The sequence below is a fragment of the Ruegeria sp. CG11 genome, from assembly GCF_056537245.1.
In genome coordinates this window covers 32,840-55,158 of the sequence record NZ_JBQFRE010000019.1, presented here as the reverse complement: position 1 = coordinate 55,158, position 22,319 = coordinate 32,840, and the positions used below count along the sequence as shown (strand labels likewise).

Here is a 22,319-nt window from a genome sequence, read left to right as displayed (position 1 = left end):
CTGAATTGGACCTGATCTGCTAACACCATACGGGCCAGCGGCACGTGCAAAGGCCGCGCAACAGGCCGAACACATGTCAGTACCCGAGCCGGTGCAAAAGGTCGACCAAATTACCTCTTGCGTTCCGGGCGTCTACACATGTTGCAAACTTTGACCATTGACGCTCAAGAACGCAGAGAGTGAATAGCTGCCGGTGAAATTCAGCCGAAAGTCTGATCATGATCTCTTTAAAAGACGCACAATTTCCCAGAGCAGTGATCCTGTTTGCGGTGTTTTTATATGTCCGATACGGCGCTTCATACCTAAATCAGGAAAAATTCATGCTCAAGCGTGGCGTATCGGTCGATCACACGGCGTTGAACTGATGGGTTACACGGTATTTCGGCGGGATTGCGGAAACAGCGCGCCGGCGAAAAGTGACCTGTGGCCCATCTTGGAGAATGGACGAGACCAACCTCAAGGTGAAAGGGGCATGGGTAAACGTCTACCGGGCGGTCGATAAGCACTTTAAAACGCAAGACTTCATGCTCTCGCAGCGCCGAATTAAGCCTGTCGCCACGAAGCTCTTCGCGCGAATGATGGAGACCAACGGCCTTCCCAGAAAGATTGTCATCGACAAAAGCGGAGCTAACACGGCTGGCATCAAGGGCATAAAAAAGTTGTTGAAAGGCTTTGGTTGCCCGGTGCCAATTGAAATGGTCAGGCGGAAATACTTGACGGATGTATTTGACAAGACCTTTTTCAGGTGCCGCACCCTTATCTTTGGGTGAGCTACTGAGGTGAAACCGGCTTTGCCCATGGTGACCACTGATACCACTTGGCGACGAAACGCAGGTAAACCTTTTCTGCGTGACCGACGGTTTCTCTCTCCCGATCGCGCACTGATTTGAGGCTGTAGTCGGCAGCTGAGCCCTTTGTCCTGCTACCACGGCGCGAGAGGTATCCAGCGGCCAGTTCCAGCTTTCTCAGCTTCCAGTCCAGGAGAGCGGGACGGCTCCAGATATATTCTTCGCCCTTGGAGAGCATGTGCCAGATGACCGCTGTCAGCTTCCGTGCTATTGCCACCGCCGCGATTTGGTTGCCTCGCTTTTCCCTGATCCTTCGAAAGAAGGCTCTTAGTGGTCCGGGCGTACGGGAGAGCGACCAGGCTGCTTCCACCAGCATCGCCCGCGCATGTGATCGACCCTGCTTTGTGATGCGGCCGTGATAGGCAGCTTTGTCACCGGACTGTCGTACCCGGGGATTGAGACCGAAATAACTGACGAGTTTCTCCGGAGATGAGAAGCGCCCGATATTGCCAACTGCCGCCAGAACACTCAAAGCAACGATCATGTTTACGCCGGTGATTGTCATCAGCTGTTTCACGCGCGGCTCCTGAAGCGCTGTCTGTGCAAGGTCTTCTTCGATCTGTTTGAGTTCGCAACCGAGACGGTCCAGCTCGCCGGCATGACGGAGGATGACGCGTCGCTGGTCTTGCGCGACGGGTTGTTCCTCCAGCCATTTTCTCCCACGCTTTGTAAAAAGAGACGCATTGTACGGCGGGATCAGATTGGCATGCAGCACCGAATGGATCCTGTTCTTGAGACGCGTCATCTGAGAAACCAGCTGCACGCGTTCGGCAACGACCCGACGCAGCTGTTCCGTTTCTTCATCCGGCATCCAGACTTCCGGCAGAAAGCCACTGGCGTGAAGCTTCGCCAGAACACTTGCATCGATCTTGTCGGTCTTGACTTTGGCCCAGGCGATGGCGCGAACGAGCAGTGGATTTGAGATGATAACACGGCTCACAAAAGGGGACAGCAGCCGCACGATGGCCTTTGTGTTGACTGTCGCTTCCAGGACGACCTCGTCCTCCACATTCAGCCGCTCTGCAAATTTCAGGATGTGTTCACGTTCAAGCTCGAGGCGACCTGTGTCCCGGATCTTGCCATTCTCCAGAATCGCCACCTGAGCAAAGGTGCGATGCACATCAAGCGCAATGATTTTCATGACGGGCTCCTTTCCATGGTCAGCAACCAAGAGAGCCAGCGGGCCACACGACAACTACGGATCCGCGCTCGCAGCGCAACCGGGCAAGTCGAAGGGGCGGCCAGATAACAACTCGAGCTCACAGCTCATCAAGTATTTCGGCCTACCCGCCTTTCGTGCTCCCAACGCCCCAATCCCGGTAGATCAATTCTAATCCACATTGAGACCAATAACCTCCGATTGGAGCGTCGCGCCCATTCCTGCCGGATAACAACATGATCGAACAGGATCACAGATTCATAAAACGGCGCGTTCGGCACATGTGCGGTTTCAAGTCTTTCTCGTCGGCATCCGCGACGTTGGAAGGTATCGAAGTGGCCAACATGATCCGTAAAGGCCAATTCACACCAGAACTCTGTCCCTTTCAACAATTCAATGAGCTGGTCGAATAGCAAAGCAGGTCAGATGTATTCCTCTGAACTTCAGTAATCTTCGCAACAGAACCACATTGCAATAATGTAATTTTGGCGAAATCGGCCGGCAATATGAATAAGGCATCTGGCCTCATGATCAGATGCTTCGAATTGGAGAGTAGAATGAGTGTCTTGTCCGCCAGCGCTGTGATCGGCATGACAACTGCGGTTGCGTTTGTTGGGGCGATCTCACTTGCCCAAGGCACCGATATCACGATCTACATAAACGGTGACATATTTACAGGAAATCCGGATTCAGCATGGGCCGATGCTGTTGTCGTCGAGGATGGACGCTTTGCCTATGTCGGCAACGCCGAGGACGCCAAGCTGTTTGCCCCCGGCGCTGCGATCGTCGATCTGAAAAGCAGCACTGTGATCCCCGGGTTGTATGATAGCCACGCGCATCCAGTGGGGGCTGGTGAAACCATGCTCTATTTTTGCAACATTGCAGGTGAAGCCGGTGTGCCCGAGCTGTTGCAAGGGATACGTGACTGCGCGGCGAAACTGCCCGACGGAGCTTGGATACAGGGTGGGGCTTGGGGGCCGCAGATCATGTCACAGACGGATATGAGCGCAGCCGAGTTCCTCACCGCCGTGGATGAGGCCGCAGGTGGCCGCCCTGTCGCCCTGCGTGATTTTTCCAACCACAACATTCTGGGCAACAATATTGCCATGCGGGCTGCTGGATTGTTCGACAGGGATCTGTCCGAATTTGGTGATTATGTCGGACGGGATGCGGATGGCAACCTGACCGGGTTCTTTGTTGAAGATGCCAGTTCCGTGTTCAACTCGGCGATCCCGGAGCGCAGCTCTGAAGAGCTTCAGCAAGCGCTGAGTACGGCGCAGGACGAGTTGCACAAACAGGGCTTTGTCGGCGTGTGGTCAGCCGATGCAGCACAACGCGAGCTGGATACGTTTCTAGCGCTGGCTGAAAAGGGTGCATTGAATCTCCACACCGGGTTATCCATCACATGGAGTAATCTCGAAGGCGATATCGAAACGCGCGGTGCGGCATTGGTGGAAATGGTCGCACCTGCCGAAGCTTATCGAAATGTGAATGCACGGTTCACCAAGGTGCTTGTTGATGGTATTCCGCCCACGCGGACGGCTGCATTCCTGGCACCTTACGAAGGAGCCGAAGACGGTCAGGCAGGTGATTTACTAATCAGCCCGGAAGAGTTGAAGCAGCTTACGACCTGGATGGACGCCAACGGTTTCACTGCGCAATACCACACGGTTGGTGACCGGGCCGTTCGCGTGACATTGGATGCGATCGAAGCAGCGCGCGACGCGAACGGAATGTCAGGTTTGTCGCATCAATTGGCGCATGCCTGCATTATCGACGACGTTGATATCCCCCGCTTTGGAGAGCTGGGCGCGGTCGCGAATTTCTCGCCGATGTTCTGGGCGCCCAGCCCTATTGTCGATGGGATGTATGCGCTTTTGGGTGAGGACCGGGTTAATCCCTATTGCCCCAATGCCGCTCTGGAGCAGGCCGGTGCCTGGTCGACGGCCGGTTCGGACTGGCCGGTGGTACCGGACGTGAATCCGTGGAACGGGATTGAAGCATTCGTCACGCGGCAGAATCCCGATGGTTTGCGCACTGACGAATACCTTTCACCGGATCAGAAGGTTCCGTTGGAAAAAGCGCTGAGCTATTACACCATCAACGGCGCCCGCGCGCTGGGTCTGGAAGATCAGGGCGGCAGCATCGAGGTCGGGAAATACGCCGATATGGTCGTGCTGAATCAGGATGTCTTTTCCGTTCCTGAGGCGGATATCAACCAGACCGAGGCGGTCATGACAATATTTGAAGGTAATGTCGTGTATCGCGCCAAGGATTGATGCGTATCATCGGTAACTATGCCGGAAAACATCTCAAGATCACAAAACTGTTAGCATCCTGCAAGGTCGCGCCAATCCGGCGCGGCTAGAAGGGCGCTGAATGCATACACCAGATTCGGGCGAATCCAGTCATGATGAAAACTCCTAAAACTCTGGCCTGCGCCATCGGCGCGCTGGCATTCTCTATTTCTTCTGCCATGGCGCATGACGCGCCGCAGGTAAATCCGGACAAACTGATTCCGATCCCTGCCTATAATGCGCAAGCGAACGCAAGCGGAGGAGCGACCACTGCTGCTGCTCAAGATTTGCTGTCCACGCTCAGCGAGGCGCAGCGGCAGGCGCTGGTCATGCCCTACGATGACCCGAGCCGCCGGAGATGGAGCAACCTGCCGGCCGGCATCGTGTCGCGTGCCGGTTTGCGTCTTGGCGATCTGAGCGCCGATCAGCAAAGCCATCTGTTCGAGTTTCTGTCAGCGGCGCTGGACGCCGAAGGATATCAGCGGGTTGCATCGACCATGGCCGCCGAGGCCTATCTGAGCGATGACACCGAAGCCAAACGCCTGAAATGGGCACCCGAGAATTACTGGCTGGCTTTCTATGGCGCTCCAGCTGCCGATCAGCCCTGGGCCTGGCAATTCGGTGGGCACCATCTCGGATTGAATCTGTCGCTGGCCGACAATGCAGTGACCAGCATGTCACCCACATTCGTTGGCACTGAACCCGCGATTTTCAGCTATGACGGGCTGGAATATGAATCTGTCCGTGACATGCATCTGGCCGGGGCTGCTTTGTTCTATGCACTGGACGACGACCAAAAAGCCAAGGCGTTTTTGCCGAAAGTGCCGGGTGACATCGAAACCGGGCCGGGTAATGACAATGTCGTTCCAACGGTTCGCGGGATTCCCGCCGCGGAAATGACTGCGGCGCAGCGCGAACTGCTGCTGGCGGCGGCGCGAAAGTGGGTCGGGATGCAACCTCAGGAATCTGCCGAGGCGCGAATGGCCAAAATCGAGAGCCAAATCGACGACACTTATTTTGCCTGGATCGGAACGGATGAACTCAACACCGATGGCTATTTTCGTATTCAGGGGCCCAGCCTCGTCATCGAACTGCTGTCCTTTGCCAGCAACATTGGCGGCAGTGCCCAGGGCCAGGGGCATTACCACACGCAGTATCGCAACCTGACCGCCGATTACGGTGTGGCCGAAAATTGAGATGATGAGAGGCGGAGTATTTGCCAACACCCGCCAGCAAAAGGAACGGGAAGATGAAATTGACAACACGCAGTTGGTCGACACCGCTGGTTATCGGCGCGGGGCTTTTTGTGGCGGTCTCTGGCACGCTGATGTTCTGGCGGCTGGCAGAGCCGCTTGAATCAGCGCATGAATGGATCGGCCTTGCCTTTGCCGCAGGTATTCTCTTGCATGTGCTGAACCACTGGCGCAGCTTCAGAAACTACTTCTCGAATGGACTGGGGATGGCGGTCATTGCGATCTGTCTGATCGGGGCTGGCGGCTTTGTCGTCAATGGCCTGACGGAAGGTGAAGGTGGCGGCGTTTCGGTCGGGGCAATGTTCGAATACCTCTCCGAGGCACCGCTTGCCTCTTTTGCCGGGCTTCGCGATATTTCGCCCGACGAGCTTGTCGCACAGTTGCAAGCGGGTGGTGTGCCGGTTGACGATATGTCCCTGACGGTGGCCGCCGCAGCCACAGCATCAGGCCTGTCTGAAGATGCCGTGCTGGGGCTGTTGTTCCCGCGCCACTGAGATCCGGGCAGGAGAGATCACATGCGTGTTTTGTTGCTGGAAGATGAGGTCGAGATCGCCCGGTGGATTGAGCGGGGCCTGACTCAGGCCGGGCATGTGGTCGATCATCTGGCCGATGGCGGTGACGCGCTGGCCGCTGCAAGCGGCCGGGATTATGACCTGCTGATCCTAGACCGGATGACGCCCACGGTGGATGGCTTAAGTGTTCTCAAGGGGCTACGTGCAATTGGCAACACCACTCCCGCCATCTTTCTCACCGCGCTTGGCGCGGTTGAGGACCGGGTACAGGGGTTGGAGGCAGGCGCTGACGATTACCTGAGCAAACCTTTTGCGATCTCGGAATTGCTCGCACGGGCGCAGGCCCTGACGCGCCGGGTGCAGATGGAGAGTAAAGCCGGGCAGGAAGAGGGCGCAGTGTTGAAGGCTGGCCCGCTGGAACTGGACCTGATCCGGCGGACCTGTCGCAGAAATGGCCAGATCATTGAATTGAAGGCCAAGGAATTCACCCTTCTTGAGGTGCTGATGCGCAACAAAGGTCGGGTCATCACGCGGTCAATGCTGCTGGAACAGGTGTGGAGCCTGAATTTCGATCCGCTGACCAACGTGGTGGAAACGCATATGAGCCGCCTGCGCGCCAAGATAGAAAAACCCTTTGGTGACACCGTGATACAGACGGTGCGAGGATCGGGGTACAAGCTGGATGAATAAGCGCCTTGCCAGATTGCTGCGCCGTTCGGCCATGCGGCAGTCGCTGATCCTGTCGGCGGTGTTTCTGGTGGCCATGATCATCGCCGGCGTTCTGGTGTTGGGTACGTCTTACTTTGCTTTGGACAAGAAAATCGACACGATGCTGGCGCAACGGCAGGCCGAACTGCGCGCCGGTTTGGTGACATCTTCTCCAGATGTTCTGTTTGGTCCGAAAGCACGGATATTGCCCAACAGTACAAATTTTCAGGGTCTGATCACCCCTGACGGTGTGGTGTTCGGACAGATTCCAAGCAGTATCAACTTCGTCAGAGGGTATCAGACGATCCTTTTCGCGCCGCGGGGCGAAGACCATGGCGGTGACCACAAGTATTTTTGGCGCGCTTACGCCGAGCAATCCACGACCGGTCTGCTTATTACGGGCACTCGCACAGATATCTACAATGAAGCGCTCGAGTTGTTGCCAGCGACCTTTCTGATTTCCGGAACGCTGATCATCGTGGTGATGCTTGGCGGTGGTTGGTGGTTTGCCAGGCGAAATCAACGCAGGCTCGATCATATCGGGATGGCACTGGATCAAATCGCTGACGGAAATCTGGACACGCGCATCAGCCCGAAAGAAAAGCGCGATGATCTGGATGATCTGGCGGGAAAGATTGATGAAACGACGGCCCGCATCGGGGCATTGATGGTTCAGGTCCGGCAATTGTCGGCAAGTATTGCGCATGATCTGAAAACCCCACTGACCCGTCTGGGGATTCAGATCGAGACCCTGCACGAAGTCATCGAGCAAGGAGACGATCCAACAAAAGCCCTGATGGGTGCTCGGCAACAAATGGATCAGTTGTCATCCATTTTCACGGTGTTGTTGCAGATTGCCGAATTCGAAGGTGGTGTCGGACGAGGAAGCATGTCCCGGCTGAGCCTGGCAGGCGTTGTCGAAGACGTCGGCGAGATCTATCAGGCCGTGGTTGAAGACGCCGGAGGCACCTTAACGGTTTCCGCTGAAAATACAGCCTGTGTCAAAGGTAACCGGGCTTTGTTGGTACAGGCGCTGTCCAACCTGATTGAAAACGCGTTGCGCCATGGCGGTGATCAGGTGCACATCCATCTGGTGGCGCGAAATGCTGCCCTTATTGTCGAAGATGACGGTCCGGGTATTCCAACAGATTTGCGCGCCAAAGCATTGCGTCCGATGCAGCGGTTGGACGCGTCACAGGATGGCCACGGCCTGGGTCTGCCGCTGGTCAGCGCAATCGCCACATTGCATCATACTTTTCTCGATCTTGACTGGGGAAACCCGGATCAGCAAGCAGGGCTTAGAGTGACATTGCGCTTTGCGAACTCAATGGTCGATTCTGATAACTATCAAAAAAAACAAGACTTTAGAGAAACTGAAGAAGCATAAAGATTGCTGTGAACCCGAACTTTTTCAGGCGTTGGAATAAAATCTTGACAGCTCTCCCGCTTGATTACACCATGTTCCCAACATTTGGCGTATAGCCAATCTGGCATCAGAGCCCCACATTTGCCCGTGTATTTTGCACGGGCAAATGTGGGGCTTTCTCGTTTTGGAGAGCTTAAGTGACGAAGCGGCAGATCGAACTTGGTATCCTTTATTCCCGCTCGGGGAACTACTCGCTCATCTCGGAAGCTTGTCGTATCGGGGCGCTCGGGGCGATCGCGGAGATCAATGCAGATCCAACGCGGGATTTCACCTTTCACGCGATAGAACGCGACCCGATGGGCAACATCGACAATTATGAACCGCTGTGCACGGATATCCTGACGAATACCAACGCCCGGCATGTCATCGGATGTATCACCTCGTGGAGCCGCAAGGAGGTGATCCCGGCGCTGGAACGTCATGGTGGCACCCTATGGTACACGGTTCCCTATGAAGGGTTCGAGGCCTCCGACCGGGTGGTGTATACCCATGCTTGCCCGAACCAGCATCTGCTGCCGCTTCTGGACTGGGCCTTTCCCACCTATGGCAAGCGCGCCTTCCTGACCGGCTCCAACTATATCTGGGGCTGGGAGATGAACCGGATCGCACGCGAGACGATCACCAATGCTGGCGGTGCGGTTCTGGGCGAACGATATCTGCCGATCGGGTCTTTTGACGTCGAAAGGATGATTGAAGAGATCGAAGCCACGCGGCCTAATTTCATTCTGAATTCACTGATCGGCCCGTCTCAGTATCGGTTCGTATCGGCCTATCATGAGCTTGGGGAGCGAGATCCGCATTTCCGTCCCGAGACGTGCCCTATCATGTCGTGCAACCTCACTGAATGTGAACTACCGGCGTTTGGCGAAGCTGCTGAAGGGTTGATCGCGGCGGGCCCGTATTTTCGCTGTGATGCCGGCGCGCCGAACACTGCAGGCTTCGGGTCATCCCACGAAGCAATGTCTTATGCCGCTGTGAGGGAGTTCGCGCGGCTGCTGTCGCAATGTCCGGGCGGCGAGTCTCTCAGCATCTCGGAGCTTCTGGAGCAGGATCAGACCGGCGAAGGGATTGTGGATCTGCAGACGCATCACACAAAGCTGCCGGTTTTGATTGCGCAGGTGGAAAACGGGCAGTTCACCGTCCGGCGCCGGTTCGCACCAGTTCTCGGGGACCCGTACCTGTCGCGCGGTAACGAGATTCTGCAAGAGGTTGGTCCCGATCTGAAGGTGGTGTCATGACCCGGCGCTTCACAGCACGAGAGCTTGGCGGTGCCCGCGCGGTCATTCTTCACCGTGAGCACGCGACGGTGAAGGCGCTGGCGCGGCAGCTGACCGCTATCGGGCTTCGCGTGACCCAGCAATGGCCTATGTTGGATGCAAGTGCCCTAGGCGCGGATTTTGTCTTTTTCGACGCTGATCTTGGGCATGACGAGCAATTTCCGTGGGCGCGCGGTCAGTCACCAATGCCGTTGATCGCACTGATCGGCAGCGAAGCGCCGGGTCGGGTTGAATGGGCGCTGACCGCTGGTGCGAATGCCCAATTGATCAAGCCTATTGGTGACAATGGTGCGTATAGTGCCCTGCTGATCGCGCGCGCGGCGTATGACGAGGCGTTGGCTTTGGCGGCGGAAGTCAAAGATTTGCGCCACAGGTTGAACGAGCGGCAAACGGTTGTTCAGGCGGTCAATTTCCTGATGTCCGAGGGCATGGATGAAACCGCCGCCTTTGATCGGCTGCGCCATATGGCGATGGACTGGCGTGTTAGTTTTGAGATGGCGGCGCAGCGCGTGGTCGCACGTCACACCGGCAAACGAGGATCAGATGAGCGACGCAACAGCCACAGCTGACACCACGATTGCCGAGCCCGGCCCCTGGCGCCGAATCCTGCGTCGCAAACTGGCGGTGTTTGGGTTGATCCTGATTGGTCTGGTCGTGTTCGGCGCGGTATTTGCGCCGTGGATCGCGCCTTATGCGCCGGACGAGCAGCATTTCGAGGGACTGACGCTGGAAGGTGCACCGCTGGAGCCAGGCGGTGAATTCCCGCTGGGGACCGATCTGCTTGGGCGAGATCTGTTTTCGCGCATTTTGTATGGTGCCAGAACATCGTTGATCATTGGCGTCGTTGCCAACGGGCTGGCTTTGATCATCGGAACGCTCATCGGTGTGACCGCAGGCTATCTGCGCGGGTGGCTGGGCACTGTACTGATGCGTTTCACGGACCTGATGATGGCTTTCCCGGCACTTTTGCTGGCGATCTGTCTGGCCGCGATTTTCCAGCCGTCGCTTTGGATTGTCGCCCTGGTGATCGCCCTCGTGAACTGGGTGCAAACCGCCCGCGTCATCTATACCGAAACCACGTCTTTGTCTGAGCGCGACTTTATCGCTGCCGAAAAGACGCTGGGTGCGGGAACTGGCCGTATCCTGTTCCGTCACATCCTGCCGCATCTGGTGCCCACCTTGATCGTATGGGGCACATTGGGCATTTCGACGACAGTGTTGCTTGAGGCGACGCTCAGTTTCCTTGGCGTCGGAGTACAACCTCCGACACCGTCCTGGGGCAATATCATTTTCGAGAACCAGACCTATTTTCAGGCAGCGCCCTGGCTGGTGTTCTTTCCCGGACTTGCCATTTTGCTGCTGGCGCTGGCCTTCAATCTGGTTGGCGACGCCCTGCGGGAAGAGCTTGACCCAACACAGCGGGGACGCAGCTGATGGTCGCTTATCTGCTGCGCCGTTTCGTACAATCGATTCTGATCCTGCTAGGCGTGTCGTTTATTACTTTCCTTCTGCTTTATGTCTTGCCTGCGGACCCTGTTCGACAGATTGCCGGTCGTTCCGCCACGGCGCAGACCGTGCAGAATATCCGCGAACAGCTGGGCCTGGATCAACCGTTCTTTGTCCAGTACTGGCGCTACCTTACAGGTCTTGTGCAGGGCGACATGGGCCGCAGCTATCTGCAAAAGACCGAGGTCAGCAGCCTGATTGCCGCCCGTCTGCCTGCCACTTTGCTGCTGATGGGTGCCGGTATCCTGTGCGAACTGGCCATAGGTCTTTCGATGGGTGTGATCGCTGCGTTGCGTCGTGGTCAGACATCTGATCAGGCCCTGATGATCGTATCGTTTGTCGCGGTTTCAGCACCGCAATTCGTGGTGTCGCTGTTGTTACTTTACGTTTTTGCGGTGCAGTTGGGCTGGTTCCCGATCGGCGGTTATGGAACTGCATCCCATGTGGTGCTTCCGGCGCTGGCACTGGGGATCATGGGGTCGGGCTGGTACAGCCGGATGATGCGCTCCTCGATGATCGATGTGCTGCGTCAGGATTTTATCCGCACCGCACATGCCAAAGGGCTGACCCGCTCGCGTATCATCCTGCGCCATGCTCTGCCGAACGCGATCCTGCCGGTCATTGCGATGATCGGCATCGATATCGGTATTTTCATGGGCGGACTTGTGGTTGTCGAAAGCGTTTTCGGCTGGCCCGGTATCGGTCAGCTAGCGTGGCAGGCCATTCAGCGCGTCGACATTCCCATCATCATGGGCGTCACCCTTGTGACCGCCTGCGCCATCGTCATCGGCAACTTGCTGGCGGACATTATCGCGCCGCTCATCGACCCGCGCATCAAATTGCGCTGAGGAGATCAAACAAAAGACCAACCTGGAGGAAATCAAGATGAAAAAAATCCTGTGCACAACAGCTCTTGCTCTCAGCATGACTCTTCCGGCATTTGCCGAAGAGTATCAGCCCGATCCGAACGCGAGACCCGGCGGCGGTATTGTCATCACCTACAAGGATGATGTGGCGACACTCGATCCGGCCATCGGATACGACTGGCAGAACTGGTCGATGATCAAGTCCATTTTCGACGGCCTGATGGATTATGTTCCCGGTACAACCGATCTGCGCCCCGGGCTGGCGGAAAGCTATACGGTATCAGACGACGGGATGACCTATACTTTTAAGCTGCGCGATGGCGTCAAGTTTCACAATGGCCGGGAAATGACCGCCGACGATGTCAAGTATTCGCTGGACCGTGTCACCAATCCGGCCACGCAATCGCCCGGTGCCGGTTTCTTTGGCTCGATCAAGGGCTATGACGCCATGGCAGATGGCAGTGCTGACAGTCTCGAAGGCGTCAAGGTCGTCGATGATAGTACGGTCGAGGTTACCCTGTCACGGCCCGATGCGACTTTCCTGCATGTCATGGCGTTGAATTTCTCGTCGGTCGTAGCGCGAGAAGCGGTCGAGGCCGCCGGAGATGATTTCGGCAAGCAGCCAGTGGGCACCGGGGCCTACAAACTAGGTGAGTGGACCCTGGGTCAGCGGCTGGTTTTCGAAAAGAACGCTGATTACTGGCGGGACGGAGTTCCCTATCTCGACAGCATCACCTTTGAAGTGGGTCAGGAACCGGTGGTGGCCCTGCTACGGTTGCAGAACGGCGAAGTTGATGTACCCGGGGACGGCATTCCGCCCGCGAAGTTCCGCGAGGTGATGTCGGACCCGGCACAGGCAGAGCGTGTTGTCGAAGGCGGTCAGTTACATACCGGATATATTACGCTGAACGTGAATACTCCGCCAATGGATGATGCGCGGGTGCGCAAGGCCATCAATATGGCCATCAACAAGGATCGCATTGTGCAGATCATCAACGGACGCGCGGTTCCCGCAACACAACCCTTGCCCCCGTCCATGCCTGGTTACACCGAAGGGTATGCCGGATATGGCTTTGATCCCGAAGGCGCAAAGACTTTGTTGGCCGAAGCCGGGCAGGGTGACGGCTTTGCGACAGAACTTTACGTCATGAACACCGACCCCAATCCCCGGATCGCGCAGGCCATTCAACGCGATCTTGCAGATATCGGCATCGACGCCGCGATCAAGTCTCTGGCACAGGCCAACGTGATTGAGGCGGGTGGCAACGGGTCTGCCCCGATGATCTGGTCGGGCGGTATGGCCTGGATCGCCGATTTCCCGGATCCGTCGAACTTCTACGGCCCGATCTTGGGCTGTGACGGCGCCGTCGAAGGTGGCTGGAACTGGTCATGGTATTGCAACGCGGACTTGGACGCCATGGCGACCAAAGCGGATGCGCTTACCGATGCGGCCAAACAGGATGAACGCATGCAGATGTGGTCGGACGTTTATATGGGGGTGATGGAGGATGCGCCCTGGGTGCCGGTGTTCAACGAACAGCGCTATACGATGAAATCGGCCCGCATGGGCGGCGCGGATGAGTTGTATGTTGATCCCGTCTCGATTCCGATCAATTACGACTATGTCTACGTGACCGAGTGATCGTATGTGCCAAGCTTGCAATTACACGATTCACCACGCGCAACACCACTTTGGTTGGGACAACTCGATTGCCCCGGTTGAACGGGTGACGCCCGGATCGACCATCCTGTTTCATTGCGCCGACAGTTCGGCGGGCCAGCTTGGCCCGTCCTCCACGGTGCAGGATATTGCCGATCTGGATTTTGGCAAAATCAACCCGGTCTCGGGTCCGATCTATGTCGAAGGGGCCGAGCCGGGCGATAGCCTGAAGGTGACGATCGACAGCTTTGCCCCCTCGGGCTGGGGATGGACTGCCAACATTCCCGGCTTTGGCCTTCTGGCCGACCAGTTCACCGATCCGGCGCTGGCGCTCTGGAAGTATGATCCTGAAACCCTGGCGCCGTCCCTGTGGGGCGATCAGGGAAAAGTGCCGCTCAAGCCATTCTGCGGCACCATCGGGAACGCCTTGGCAAAGCCGGGCCAGCACAGCATTGTCCCCCCTCGCAATGTTGGCGGAAATCTCGACATCCGTGATCTTGCGGCCGGCACGGTTCTGTATCTTCCTGTCGAAGTCGTAGGCGCGCTGTTCAGCGTCGGCGACACGCATGCCGCTCAGGGAGATGGTGAGGTGTGCGGTACCGCCATCGAAAGCCCGATGGATGTTGTTCTGACACTGGATCTGGTGAAAGGGGAAAATCTGAAGTTCCCCCGCTTTACCACGTCCGGCCCGGTGACACAGCATTTCGACACCAAAGGCTATGAGGCGACCACCGGAATTGGCGACAGCCTGATGCAGGCGGCCCGGGATGCGGTGTCCGGCATGATTGAATTGCTGTGCAAACAGCGAGGCATGGCGGCGGTCGACGCCTACATGCTGGTGTCCACTTGCGGTGATCTTCGTATTTCCGAGATCGTGGATATGCCGAACTGGGTGGTCAGTTTCTATTTCCCGCGGGTGGTGTTCGAATGACGGTGCCCGCTGAACAAACCGCTGGGGCAGCAAACGCCGCCGCCCCAGATACGCAGGTTTTGGATGTCAGCCGCTTGTGCGTTTCGGTGCGCGCACATGGTGCCCTTAAATCTCTGGTGTCTGATGTCAGTTTTCAGTTGAAACGGGGGCAGACACTGGCCCTGGCCGGTGAAAGCGGATCGGGTAAATCGCTGACATCCCTTGCGATTATGGGCTTGTTGCCTCCGCCCGCGGTACAGGTCACCGGCGGAGCGATCCGGTATGGGGGGCAGGATTTGACCCAAGTTAATGATGCGGCGATGCGTGATATTCGTGGCAACCGCATCGCGATGATCTTTCAGGAGCCGATGACATCGCTCAACCCGGTGCTGACCATCGGAACTCAGCTGGTCGAGGCGATCCGGGCCCATGATCCGGTCAGCCGACGCGAAGCCCGCAGCCGGGCACTAGGTGCGTTACGTTCTGTGCGCATCAACCAGCCGGAGCAGCGTATGATGCAATACCCGCACGAACTGTCAGGCGGTATGCGTCAGCGCGTGATGATCGCGATGGCATTGGCGTTGGAGCCCGAGATTCTAATCGCCGACGAACCGACAACGGCGCTGGATGTCACTGTGCAGCGCGAAGTATTGGACCTTTTGCGCGATCTTCAGGCTGAACATGGCACAGCGATCCTGCTGATCACACATGATATGGGCGTCGTGGCTGAAATGGCGGATCATGTCATCGTGATGAAGGACGGAACCGTCGTTGAAGAAAACGAAACCAAATCGCTGTTTGCGGAACCGAAGCATCCTTACACGCAAGCGCTGTTGTCTGCGGTTCCTCGCATGGGAGATGGTACTAAACCTGTGACAGACGAAGTCATGGATACGGTTCTGCGGCTTGATAATCTGGAAGTGAGGTTTGATATTCATGGCGGTCTGCTTGGCCGGGTCACTCATCGCGTCCATGCGGTGGAAGGCGTCAGCCTTGAGATCAAACGCGGGGAAACCTTCGCCCTTGTTGGTGAAAGCGGGTGCGGCAAATCCACAATTGCACGGGCCATTGTCGGTTTGGCCCCGTATACGGGCCGAATTAAGCTTAAAGGCCAATATCTTGAAGGGGCGGACGCCCAACAGCGTATGTCACGCTGCCGTAGTGTACAGATGGTGTTTCAGGACCCCATGGCAGCTTTGGACCCGCGGATGCGCGTGGGCGATCTGATTGCCGAACCCCTGGTCATCCACGGTATCGGCACCCCTGCTGAGCGTGTAACTCAGGTTGCCGAATTGTTGCACAGGGTCGGGTTGCCCTCTGAGGCCGCCGAGCGATATCCGCATGAGTTCTCGGGAGGGCAACGCCAGCGGATCTGTATCGCTCGCGCCCTGTCCCTGAAACCGGACCTGATTATCGCCGATGAATCGGTTTCGGCTTTGGACGTTTCGGTTCAGGCTCAGGTTCTGGACTTGTTGCAATCTTTGAAAAAAGAACTTGGAATATCTTACCTTTTCATCTCTCACGACATGGCAGTGGTTGAAAATGTAGCGGACCGGGTCGGGGTCATGTACCTGGGTCAGATCGTAGAAATGGGAACCAGCGCGCAGATCTTTGGCAACCCTCAACATCCGTATACCCAACGGCTGATACAGGCGGTCCCGGTTCCCGACCCGCTGCACGTTCGCGTGTCCGATGTTCGACTGACGGGTGAAGTTCCCAGCCCGGTCTACCCAGTGGGCAAAGCTCCGCGTCGAGCAAAGCTGATCGACCTCGGGGATGCTCATTTTGTTTCACGCCCCAGACCGGAAGCTGTGGAGTAAAGCCTGTTAGATAAAGCGGCTGTTTCGACGCTAAAGCCAAGTCACTAAAAATCTCGTACTTCTCGCGGCAGTTGCTGCTACGCATCTTGGAGAATGAACGAGACTCTGAGTAATTGAGCGGTAGCTCTCTTGGCCGGTGCATGATGGCACCGGAGCAAAGACAGGAGAGTAAAGTGGAATAGTGTTTTGTTGGATTGGATGTTTGGAAAGCTGAGACGTCAATTTGCGTCTGCGATGAGAACGGTGATCCCGTGTTTACCGCTAAGAAAGTCACGGACCCGGATTGCATTTTCCGGTCGTTGCGCAAACACGTAAGTGCCATCCAGTGTGTTGCTCTCGAAACCGGCCGAATGGCGAACTGGCTTTACACTGAGCATTCGGATCGAGGTTTACCAATGCCTGATCCTGCCGCTTGAAGGTGACCCTTTCATGGTGTTGTGGCAGTTTGAACAGGGTCGTTTTGGTGCCAGCGCGACCGATTGCGAGTCGGTTTATTTCGGCAATGCCGATGACCCGATTGCGGCGAACACCAATGCCATGCGCGACCGCGGCTGCCTGAGTGGAACTGTCGGCACGGAAGCCCAGCGTACCTTCCTGCCCAAAGCGCGCCATGACGCGCTGGTTGATGCGTTCGGAATCAAGGTTGTTGATATCTCAGGCCTTGTCGAAGATGTCAGGTCGGTCAAATCGCCGGCCGAAATCGCCGTGATGCGTTAGGCGGCGGCGGGCACGAACGCGGCCATGTGCGCTGCACTCAATGTCATTGCCGAAGGCGTCACCGACCGCGAAATCACCCAAGCCTTTGCCGGGGCGCTCATCGGAACGGGAACACAAGGCTTTACAATCTTCCCTATGGTCGCAGTGGGGGAACGCTCGGGCACGCCGCACCACGCCCAGAACGGGGCAGTCGTGAAAGCCGGAGACACAGTCTTTCTTGAGTGCTCCCCGGCGATCAGCTGGTATCACAGCCCGCTCATGCGCACAGCGGTTTTGGGTGCGCCACGTGACCCATTTGCCGAAGAGGTCGCAGCCGTTGGTAGCGAGGCTTTGGAAGCAATTGTGGCAGCCATGAGGCCCAGTGCACTGGCCTCGGACGTTGCCAAGGCAGGTGCCAAAGTGGTGGATCAAATTCGCGACCGCATCCTGTTTCACGACTTCTACGGCTATTCTGTCGGCATCGGCTTTTCGCCCACATGGATCGAGGATGGCGAAATGCAGATCGTCGCCTCAAACGACCGACCGCTGCAGACAGGCATGGCATTCCATTTCCCAAGGACTTTGCGGAAGCAAGGCGTGTTCGGCGTCCGTCAAAGCCGCACGGTTGTTGTCACCGAAACTGGTGCTGAGGTGCTCAGCCAGCTTCCCCTTGGTTTCGACCGAATTTGAGGTAAGGGCCATGAATGACGTAAAAAACCATGGACTGATTTATCCCGGTGGTGGCCCCGAAGGCGATTTCTACAGCTTTGAGCGTGCTATGGCCGGTAGGTTGCGCGTGTTTCTCTCGAACTCCGAATTTGGCGTCGTTGAAGGATCAGATCACCACCCCGATGCACTGCGAATGACGGCCGAAGTGCCACGCATCGCCGCAGCAGCCGAACGAATTAAAGACTGTGATCTGGATGCACTGGTCTGGGCCTGCACCTCCGGCAGTTTTGTCATTGGCCGAGCCTTTGCCGAGGACCAGGTGGCGCAACTCTCAGACCGCCTTGACCTTCCGGTTACCAGCACGTCCCTTGCCTTTGCGGCCGCGCTTGAAGAGATGTTTCTGGACCGTGTTGCACTCTTGTCCACCTATCCAGAACCTGCGACCAATCTGTTCGCCAGCTTCCTGTCCGATTTTGGCGCAACGGTTACCGCACGGCACTTTCTTGGCAATCTGTCCGGCTGGCAATCCGCTGCCATGCAATATGAGGACATTCGCAGCGTTGTTTCCCAATTTGATCTAACCCGCTGTCAGGTATTGTTGATTCCGGACACAGCCCTTCCCAGCCTGTCCTGGTTGACTAAATTGGAAAAAGATATCGAGCGCCCGGTTCTCAGCGCCAATTCAGTTTCCCTCTGGCATGGATTGCAAATCGCGCAGTCGCAGTGCGATCAATCAAATCTTGGCTTTAGCCCGATCTCAGTGGGAAACTCGTAAATTTCCGCCAAAGGAGCCAAAAGTTGGCGACAAGTCTCACTAGCAGACATTGAAGTGGCTCTCATAAAACGCAAAGGTCAGCTAACGCGCGAAAGCTGTCTGTTTTGCCAATTCGTGGAACTGGTTGCTTAAGCAGCTAACTCGGCGGGATCTGTCGCAAACTTTGACATTGCCATTTGGAGGGAACAAACGCCAGATCCTGCATACTCTTCAATTTGCCCCCAAAGTTTACGACACATCCTCATCCAACTGATGCAAAAGGGGTTATTCCCGGTCGATCCGGACCCTGGCGGATCGTGAATGACCAAAGGACCTGAAGGTCAGGCGTCCACCTGACCCTCGGCCATGCGGCGGTCCAGCCAGTCGGGGTCCATTTCCGGCACCGAGCTGAGCAGGAGCTGCGTGTAGTCCGGGAAGGGCGGCGACAGCACCATGTCCTTCAGGCCCTGTTCCACCACGCGGCCGTTCAGCATGACGACGATCTCGTCGGAAATCGCCTCGACCGTGGCGATGTCATGGGTGATGAACAGGTAGGAAATCCCGCGTTCCTTTTGCAGGCGCATGAGCAAGCGTAGGATGCCTTCCTGCACGATTTGGTCGAGGGCCGAGGTGACCTCGTCACAGATCATGACCTCGGGGTCAGCGGCGAGCGCGCGGGCGATGCAGATGCGTTGTTTCTGCCCGCCCGACAGCTCGCTGGGCAGGCGGTCGTAGAAGCTTTCGTTCAACTCGATCGCTTTGAGCAGTTCGATCACCCGCGCCTCTTTCGCGCGGCCTCTGAGGCCGTGGTAGAACTCCAGCGGGCGGCCGATGATCTCTCCCACCGTCTGGCGCGGGTTCATCGCCGTGTCGGCCATCTGATAGATCATCTGGATGCGCTGTTTCTGATCGCGCGTGCGCGCCTTGAGCCGTGCGGGCAGGGCTTCGCCGTTGAAGCGCACCGTGCCGTTTTCGGCCGGCAAAAGCCCCGTTGCCACGCGGGCGGTGGTTGACTTGCCAGACCCGCTTTCGCCGACGATAGAGACGGTTTTCCCGCGCGGCAGCCGGATCGAGACGTCATGCAGCACCCGCATCGAGGCGCTGTAGCCCGCGTCGATGCCGTCGATCTCCAACACGGTATCGTCGGACTGTTCGGCTTGTTTGTGCAGGGCGCGCACGGACCAGAGGGATTTGGTATAATCCTCGCGCGGTTCCGTCAGCATCTGGCGGGTCTCGGCCTCTTCTACCTCTTCACCATAGCGCAGGACCTTGATGCGGTCGGCCATCTGCGCGACCACAGCCAAGTCATGGGTGATGTAGATCGCGGCGGTGTGGAACTCCTCGACGATCTTGCGCATGGCGGTCAGCACCTCGACCTGGGTGGTCACATCGAGCGCGGTTGTGGGTTCGTCGAAGATGATCAGGTCCGGGCGCGGCGACATGGCCATGGCGGTCATGATGCGTTGAAGCTGTCCGCCAGAGACCTGGTGGGGGTAACGCTCGCCAATGGTCTGGGGATGGGGCAGGGAGAGCGCGTCGAACAGCGCGCGGGCGTCGTCGCGCGCGGCCTTGTCGCTCTGCAACCCCTCGCGCACGGTGGCGGCGACGGTTTGGTCCAGCAGGCGGTGGGCGGGGTTGAACGAGGCGGCGGCGGATTGCGCGACATAGGCGATGCGGCTGCCCCAGACATGCTGCAACTCCCGCTGGGATTTGGCGCGCAGGTCCATGCGATCGAACAGGATCGAGCCCCCGGTAATGCGGCAGCCGGGCTGAGTGTAGCCCATCGCGGCCTTGCCCAGGGTCGATTTCCCGGCCCCGCTTTCACCGATCAGCCCCAGCACCTCGCCGCGCCGCAGGGTCAGGTCGACCCCCTTGATGATCGGGTTCCATTTCTCATCCGCGAAGCCCTCAATGCGGATGTCGCGCATGTCGAGCAGCAGGTCGTCGGAGGCGCCGGGCGGTATTTTATGCATGGTTAGGGTCCTTTTCCGGCTGTGTCAGTGCTCGTCCCGCAGTCCGCTGGTCTTGTGCAGGAACCAGTCGACGACGAAGTTCACGGCGACGGTGATCAGCGCAATGGCGGCGGCGGGTAGAAGGGGGGTCAGCCCGGCCTTCAGGTCGAACTTGGCGAATTGCACCAGGTTCGCGGTTTCGCGCACCATGGTGCCCCAGTCCGCAGTTGGTGGCTGGATGCCCACCCCAAGGAACGAGAGCGCGGCGATGGTCAGGAAGACGAAGCAGAAGCGCAGCCCGAATTCGGCCACCAGGGGTGGCATGATGTTGGGCAGGATCTCGCGCCGCATGACCCAACCCAGGCCCTCGCCACGCAGGGTGGCGGCCTCGACATAGTCCATGACGGCCACGTTCACCGCGACCGCGCGGGTCAGGCGAAAGACGCGGGTCGAATCCAGAAGAGCGATGATCAGGATCAATGACAGGGCAGACGAGCCGAAGATCGACAGCAGCATCAGCGCGAATATCAGGCTGGGGATGGCCATCAGCACATCCACGCCGCGACTGATCAGCTGGTCCAGCCAGCCCCGGTTGATCGCCGCAATCAGCCCCAGGCCGCCGCCGATCGCGAAGGCCAGTAGCGTGGTGATAAAGGCAATGCCGATCGTATTGCGCGCGCCGTAGATCAGGCGCGAGAGGATATCGCGGCCGATCTGATCGGTGCCGAACCAGTGCTCACCCGACCAGGCGGCATAGGGCTGGGCGAAGACCTGGCTTTCGCCATAGGGCGCGATCCAGGGGGCAAACAGCGCCAGCACCACGTAGAAGGCGATCACGGCCAGGCCGAAGAGCGCTGTGGGCGGGGCCTTCTTCAGTTCGATCCAGGCGCGTTGGCGGCGGGTGCGCCGGGTGCGGACATGGCCGACTTCGGCGGCGGCGGAATAAGTCTCTGTTTCACTCATTTCGGGTGCAGAAGCCTCGGGTTGGAGAGGATGCCGATCACGTCGGCAATCAGGTTCAGAAGGATGTAGGTGGCGGCAAAGATCAGGGCGCAGGCCTGGACCACCGGGATGTCACGGGAACTTACCGCGTCGACCATCAGCTGGCCGACGCCCGGGTAGACGAAGACGACCTCGACCACGACGACGCCCACCACCAGATAGGCGAGGTTGAAGGCAATAACGGTGGCAATCGGCGCCAGCGCATTGGGCAGGGCATGGAGCAGGATCACCCGCGCGGCACTTTCACCTTTCAGCCGGGCCATCTCGATATAGGGGGACGCGAGCAGGTTGATCAGCGCGGCGCGGGTCATGCGCATCATGTGGGCGACGATGACCAGGGTCAGGGTCAGCGCGGGCAGGATGCATTTCAGGATGCGCTCGCCAAGGGGCATACCGGGTTCGACATTGGCGAGCGATGGCAGCACCGGCCAGAGCGTGCCCAGGAGCAGGATCAGGATATAGGCCACGAAAAACTCGGGGAAGGAGATCGCGGTGAGCGTGCTGGCCGAGGCGAGCTTGTCATAGCGCGAGTTGCGCCAGAGCGCGGTGGTAATGCCCAGAAACAGCGCCAAGGGTACCGAGATCACGGCAGCGAGCCCCGCCAGGAACAACGTGTTCCACAGGCGTGGCGCGACCAGGTCGACCACCGGGCGCGAGCGGTCCACGCCGGAACTGTCGCGGCCCGAGAAGGAGGTGCCCAGGTCGCCGGTCGCCACCGAACTGACCCAGTCGAGGTAGCGCAGCCAGGCCGGTTGATCCAAGCCGAGCTCGGCCCGGAAAGCGGCGACGGTTTCGGGCGTGGCGGCCTGACCCAGCACCGCCTCGCCGAAATCGCCGGGCAGCATCTGGATCGCCGAGAAGATGATCAGCGACACGATGAACAGGGTCACCAGGCCCAGGAGTAGGCGTTTAAGGATCGTGGACAAAACGGGGTGCATGGGCGGTCCTTGCAGGATTTCGGGGGGCCGTCAGGCAGGTGCGGGCAAGCCTAGACAAAGCCGGGC

General features: G+C 58.0%; 18 protein-coding genes and 3 pseudogenes. 17 read left to right on the top strand and 4 right to left on the bottom strand.

Translation table 11 applies throughout. The annotated features are described in order from the left end of the window. Positions 1-215: 215 nt before the first annotated feature. A pseudogene (locus ACR0KW_RS21170) lies at positions 216-734 on the top strand (IS6 family transposase); the annotation flags it as partial. Positions 735-771: 37 nt separating this feature from the next. On the opposite strand, the gene ACR0KW_RS21165 reads toward ACR0KW_RS21170, so the two are convergent. Continuing rightward, entirely contained in the window at positions 772-1,989 is a 1,218-nt protein-coding gene (locus ACR0KW_RS21165; protein WP_480806769.1) for an IS110 family RNA-guided transposase, read from the bottom strand. A 248-nt stretch (positions 1,990-2,237) separates the two neighbouring features. On the opposite strand from ACR0KW_RS21165, the pseudogene ACR0KW_RS21160 reads away from it, so the two are divergent. From ACR0KW_RS21160 to ACR0KW_RS21085, 16 genes and pseudogenes are all read left to right on the top strand, one after another. Beyond that, positions 2,238-2,420, top strand: a pseudogene (locus tag ACR0KW_RS21160) (DDE-type integrase/transposase/recombinase); the annotation flags it as partial. 144 nt (positions 2,421-2,564) lie between these two features. Beyond that, on the top strand, positions 2,565-4,286 hold the full coding sequence (locus tag ACR0KW_RS21155) for an amidohydrolase (protein ID WP_480806768.1): 1,722 nt from the start codon (positions 2,565-2,567) through the stop codon (positions 4,284-4,286). Between the two features lie 131 nt (positions 4,287-4,417). After that, entirely contained in the window at positions 4,418-5,500 is a 1,083-nt protein-coding gene (locus tag ACR0KW_RS21150; RefSeq protein ID WP_480806767.1) for a DUF3500 domain-containing protein, read from the top strand. Between the two features lie 53 nt (positions 5,501-5,553). Further along, entirely contained in the window at positions 5,554-6,051 is a 498-nt protein-coding gene (locus ACR0KW_RS21145; protein WP_480806766.1) for a DUF4405 domain-containing protein, read from the top strand. 21 nt (positions 6,052-6,072) lie between these two features. After that, on the top strand, positions 6,073-6,759 hold the full coding sequence (locus ACR0KW_RS21140; RefSeq protein ID WP_480806765.1) for a response regulator transcription factor: 687 nt from the start codon (positions 6,073-6,075) through the stop codon (positions 6,757-6,759). Continuing rightward, on the top strand, positions 6,752-8,164 hold the full coding sequence (locus tag ACR0KW_RS21135; RefSeq protein WP_480806764.1) for a sensor histidine kinase: 1,413 nt from the start codon (positions 6,752-6,754) through the stop codon (positions 8,162-8,164). Before ACR0KW_RS21140 ends, ACR0KW_RS21135 begins: the two co-directional genes overlap by 8 nt. Positions 8,165-8,340: 176 nt before the next feature. Then, positions 8,341-9,441, top strand: a complete 1,101-nt coding sequence (locus ACR0KW_RS21130) for a transporter substrate-binding protein (RefSeq protein ID WP_480806763.1) — start codon at positions 8,341-8,343, stop codon at positions 9,439-9,441. Next, a complete protein-coding gene (locus ACR0KW_RS21125; protein ID WP_480806762.1) occupies positions 9,438-10,049 on the top strand; it encodes an ANTAR domain-containing response regulator in 612 nt (203 codons plus the stop codon). The genes ACR0KW_RS21130 and ACR0KW_RS21125 overlap by 4 nt, the downstream gene beginning before the upstream one ends. Beyond that, entirely contained in the window at positions 10,024-10,914 is an 891-nt protein-coding gene (locus tag ACR0KW_RS21120) for an ABC transporter permease (RefSeq protein WP_480806761.1), read from the top strand. The genes ACR0KW_RS21125 and ACR0KW_RS21120 overlap by 26 nt, the downstream gene beginning before the upstream one ends. Further along, positions 10,914-11,834: an ABC transporter permease gene (locus tag ACR0KW_RS21115; protein WP_480806760.1), complete on the top strand. Its 921-nt coding sequence runs from the start codon at positions 10,914-10,916 to the stop codon at positions 11,832-11,834. Before ACR0KW_RS21120 ends, ACR0KW_RS21115 begins: the two co-directional genes overlap by 1 nt. Positions 11,835-11,871: 37 nt before the next feature. Continuing rightward, positions 11,872-13,494, top strand: coding sequence for an ABC transporter substrate-binding protein (locus tag ACR0KW_RS21110; protein WP_480806759.1), 1,623 nt, complete (start codon positions 11,872-11,874; stop codon positions 13,492-13,494). Positions 13,495-13,498: 4 nt separating this feature from the next. Then, positions 13,499-14,443, top strand: a complete 945-nt coding sequence (locus ACR0KW_RS21105; protein ID WP_480806758.1) for an acetamidase/formamidase family protein — start codon at positions 13,499-13,501, stop codon at positions 14,441-14,443. After that, entirely contained in the window at positions 14,440-16,242 is a 1,803-nt protein-coding gene (locus tag ACR0KW_RS21100) for an ABC transporter ATP-binding protein (protein WP_480806757.1), read from the top strand. The genes ACR0KW_RS21105 and ACR0KW_RS21100 overlap by 4 nt, the downstream gene beginning before the upstream one ends. Positions 16,243-16,569: 327 nt before the next feature. After that, positions 16,570-16,959, top strand: coding sequence for an aminopeptidase P family N-terminal domain-containing protein (locus tag ACR0KW_RS21095; RefSeq protein ID WP_480806756.1), 390 nt, complete (start codon positions 16,570-16,572; stop codon positions 16,957-16,959). A gap of 12 nt (positions 16,960-16,971) precedes the next feature. Next, positions 16,972-17,628 (top strand): annotated as a pseudogene (locus ACR0KW_RS21090) (M24 family metallopeptidase); the annotation flags it as partial. Next, positions 17,609-18,382 carry a maleate cis-trans isomerase family protein gene (locus ACR0KW_RS21085; RefSeq protein ID WP_480806755.1) on the top strand — a complete coding sequence of 258 codons (774 nt, stop codon included), beginning with the start codon at positions 17,609-17,611 and terminating at the stop codon, positions 18,380-18,382. The pseudogene ACR0KW_RS21090 and the gene ACR0KW_RS21085, both read left to right, overlap by 20 nt. A gap of 320 nt (positions 18,383-18,702) precedes the next feature. Here ACR0KW_RS21085 and ACR0KW_RS21080 read toward each other — a convergent pair whose 3' ends face one another. From ACR0KW_RS21080 to ACR0KW_RS21070, 3 genes are read right to left on the bottom strand one after another with little or no spacing between them, the layout of a single operon-like run. Next, the gene (locus ACR0KW_RS21080; RefSeq protein ID WP_480806754.1) at positions 18,703-20,334 is read right to left on the bottom strand and encodes an ABC transporter ATP-binding protein; all 1,632 of its coding nucleotides are present in this window, start codon (positions 20,332-20,334) and stop codon (positions 18,703-18,705) included. Positions 20,335-20,358: 24 nt separating this feature from the next. Beyond that, positions 20,359-21,276, bottom strand: coding sequence for an ABC transporter permease (locus tag ACR0KW_RS21075; protein ID WP_480806753.1), 918 nt, complete (start codon positions 21,274-21,276; stop codon positions 20,359-20,361). Then, the gene (locus ACR0KW_RS21070) at positions 21,273-22,253 is read right to left on the bottom strand and encodes an ABC transporter permease (RefSeq protein WP_480806752.1); all 981 of its coding nucleotides are present in this window, start codon (positions 22,251-22,253) and stop codon (positions 21,273-21,275) included. Before ACR0KW_RS21070 ends, ACR0KW_RS21075 begins: the two co-directional genes overlap by 4 nt. Positions 22,254-22,319: the final 66 nt, after the last annotated feature.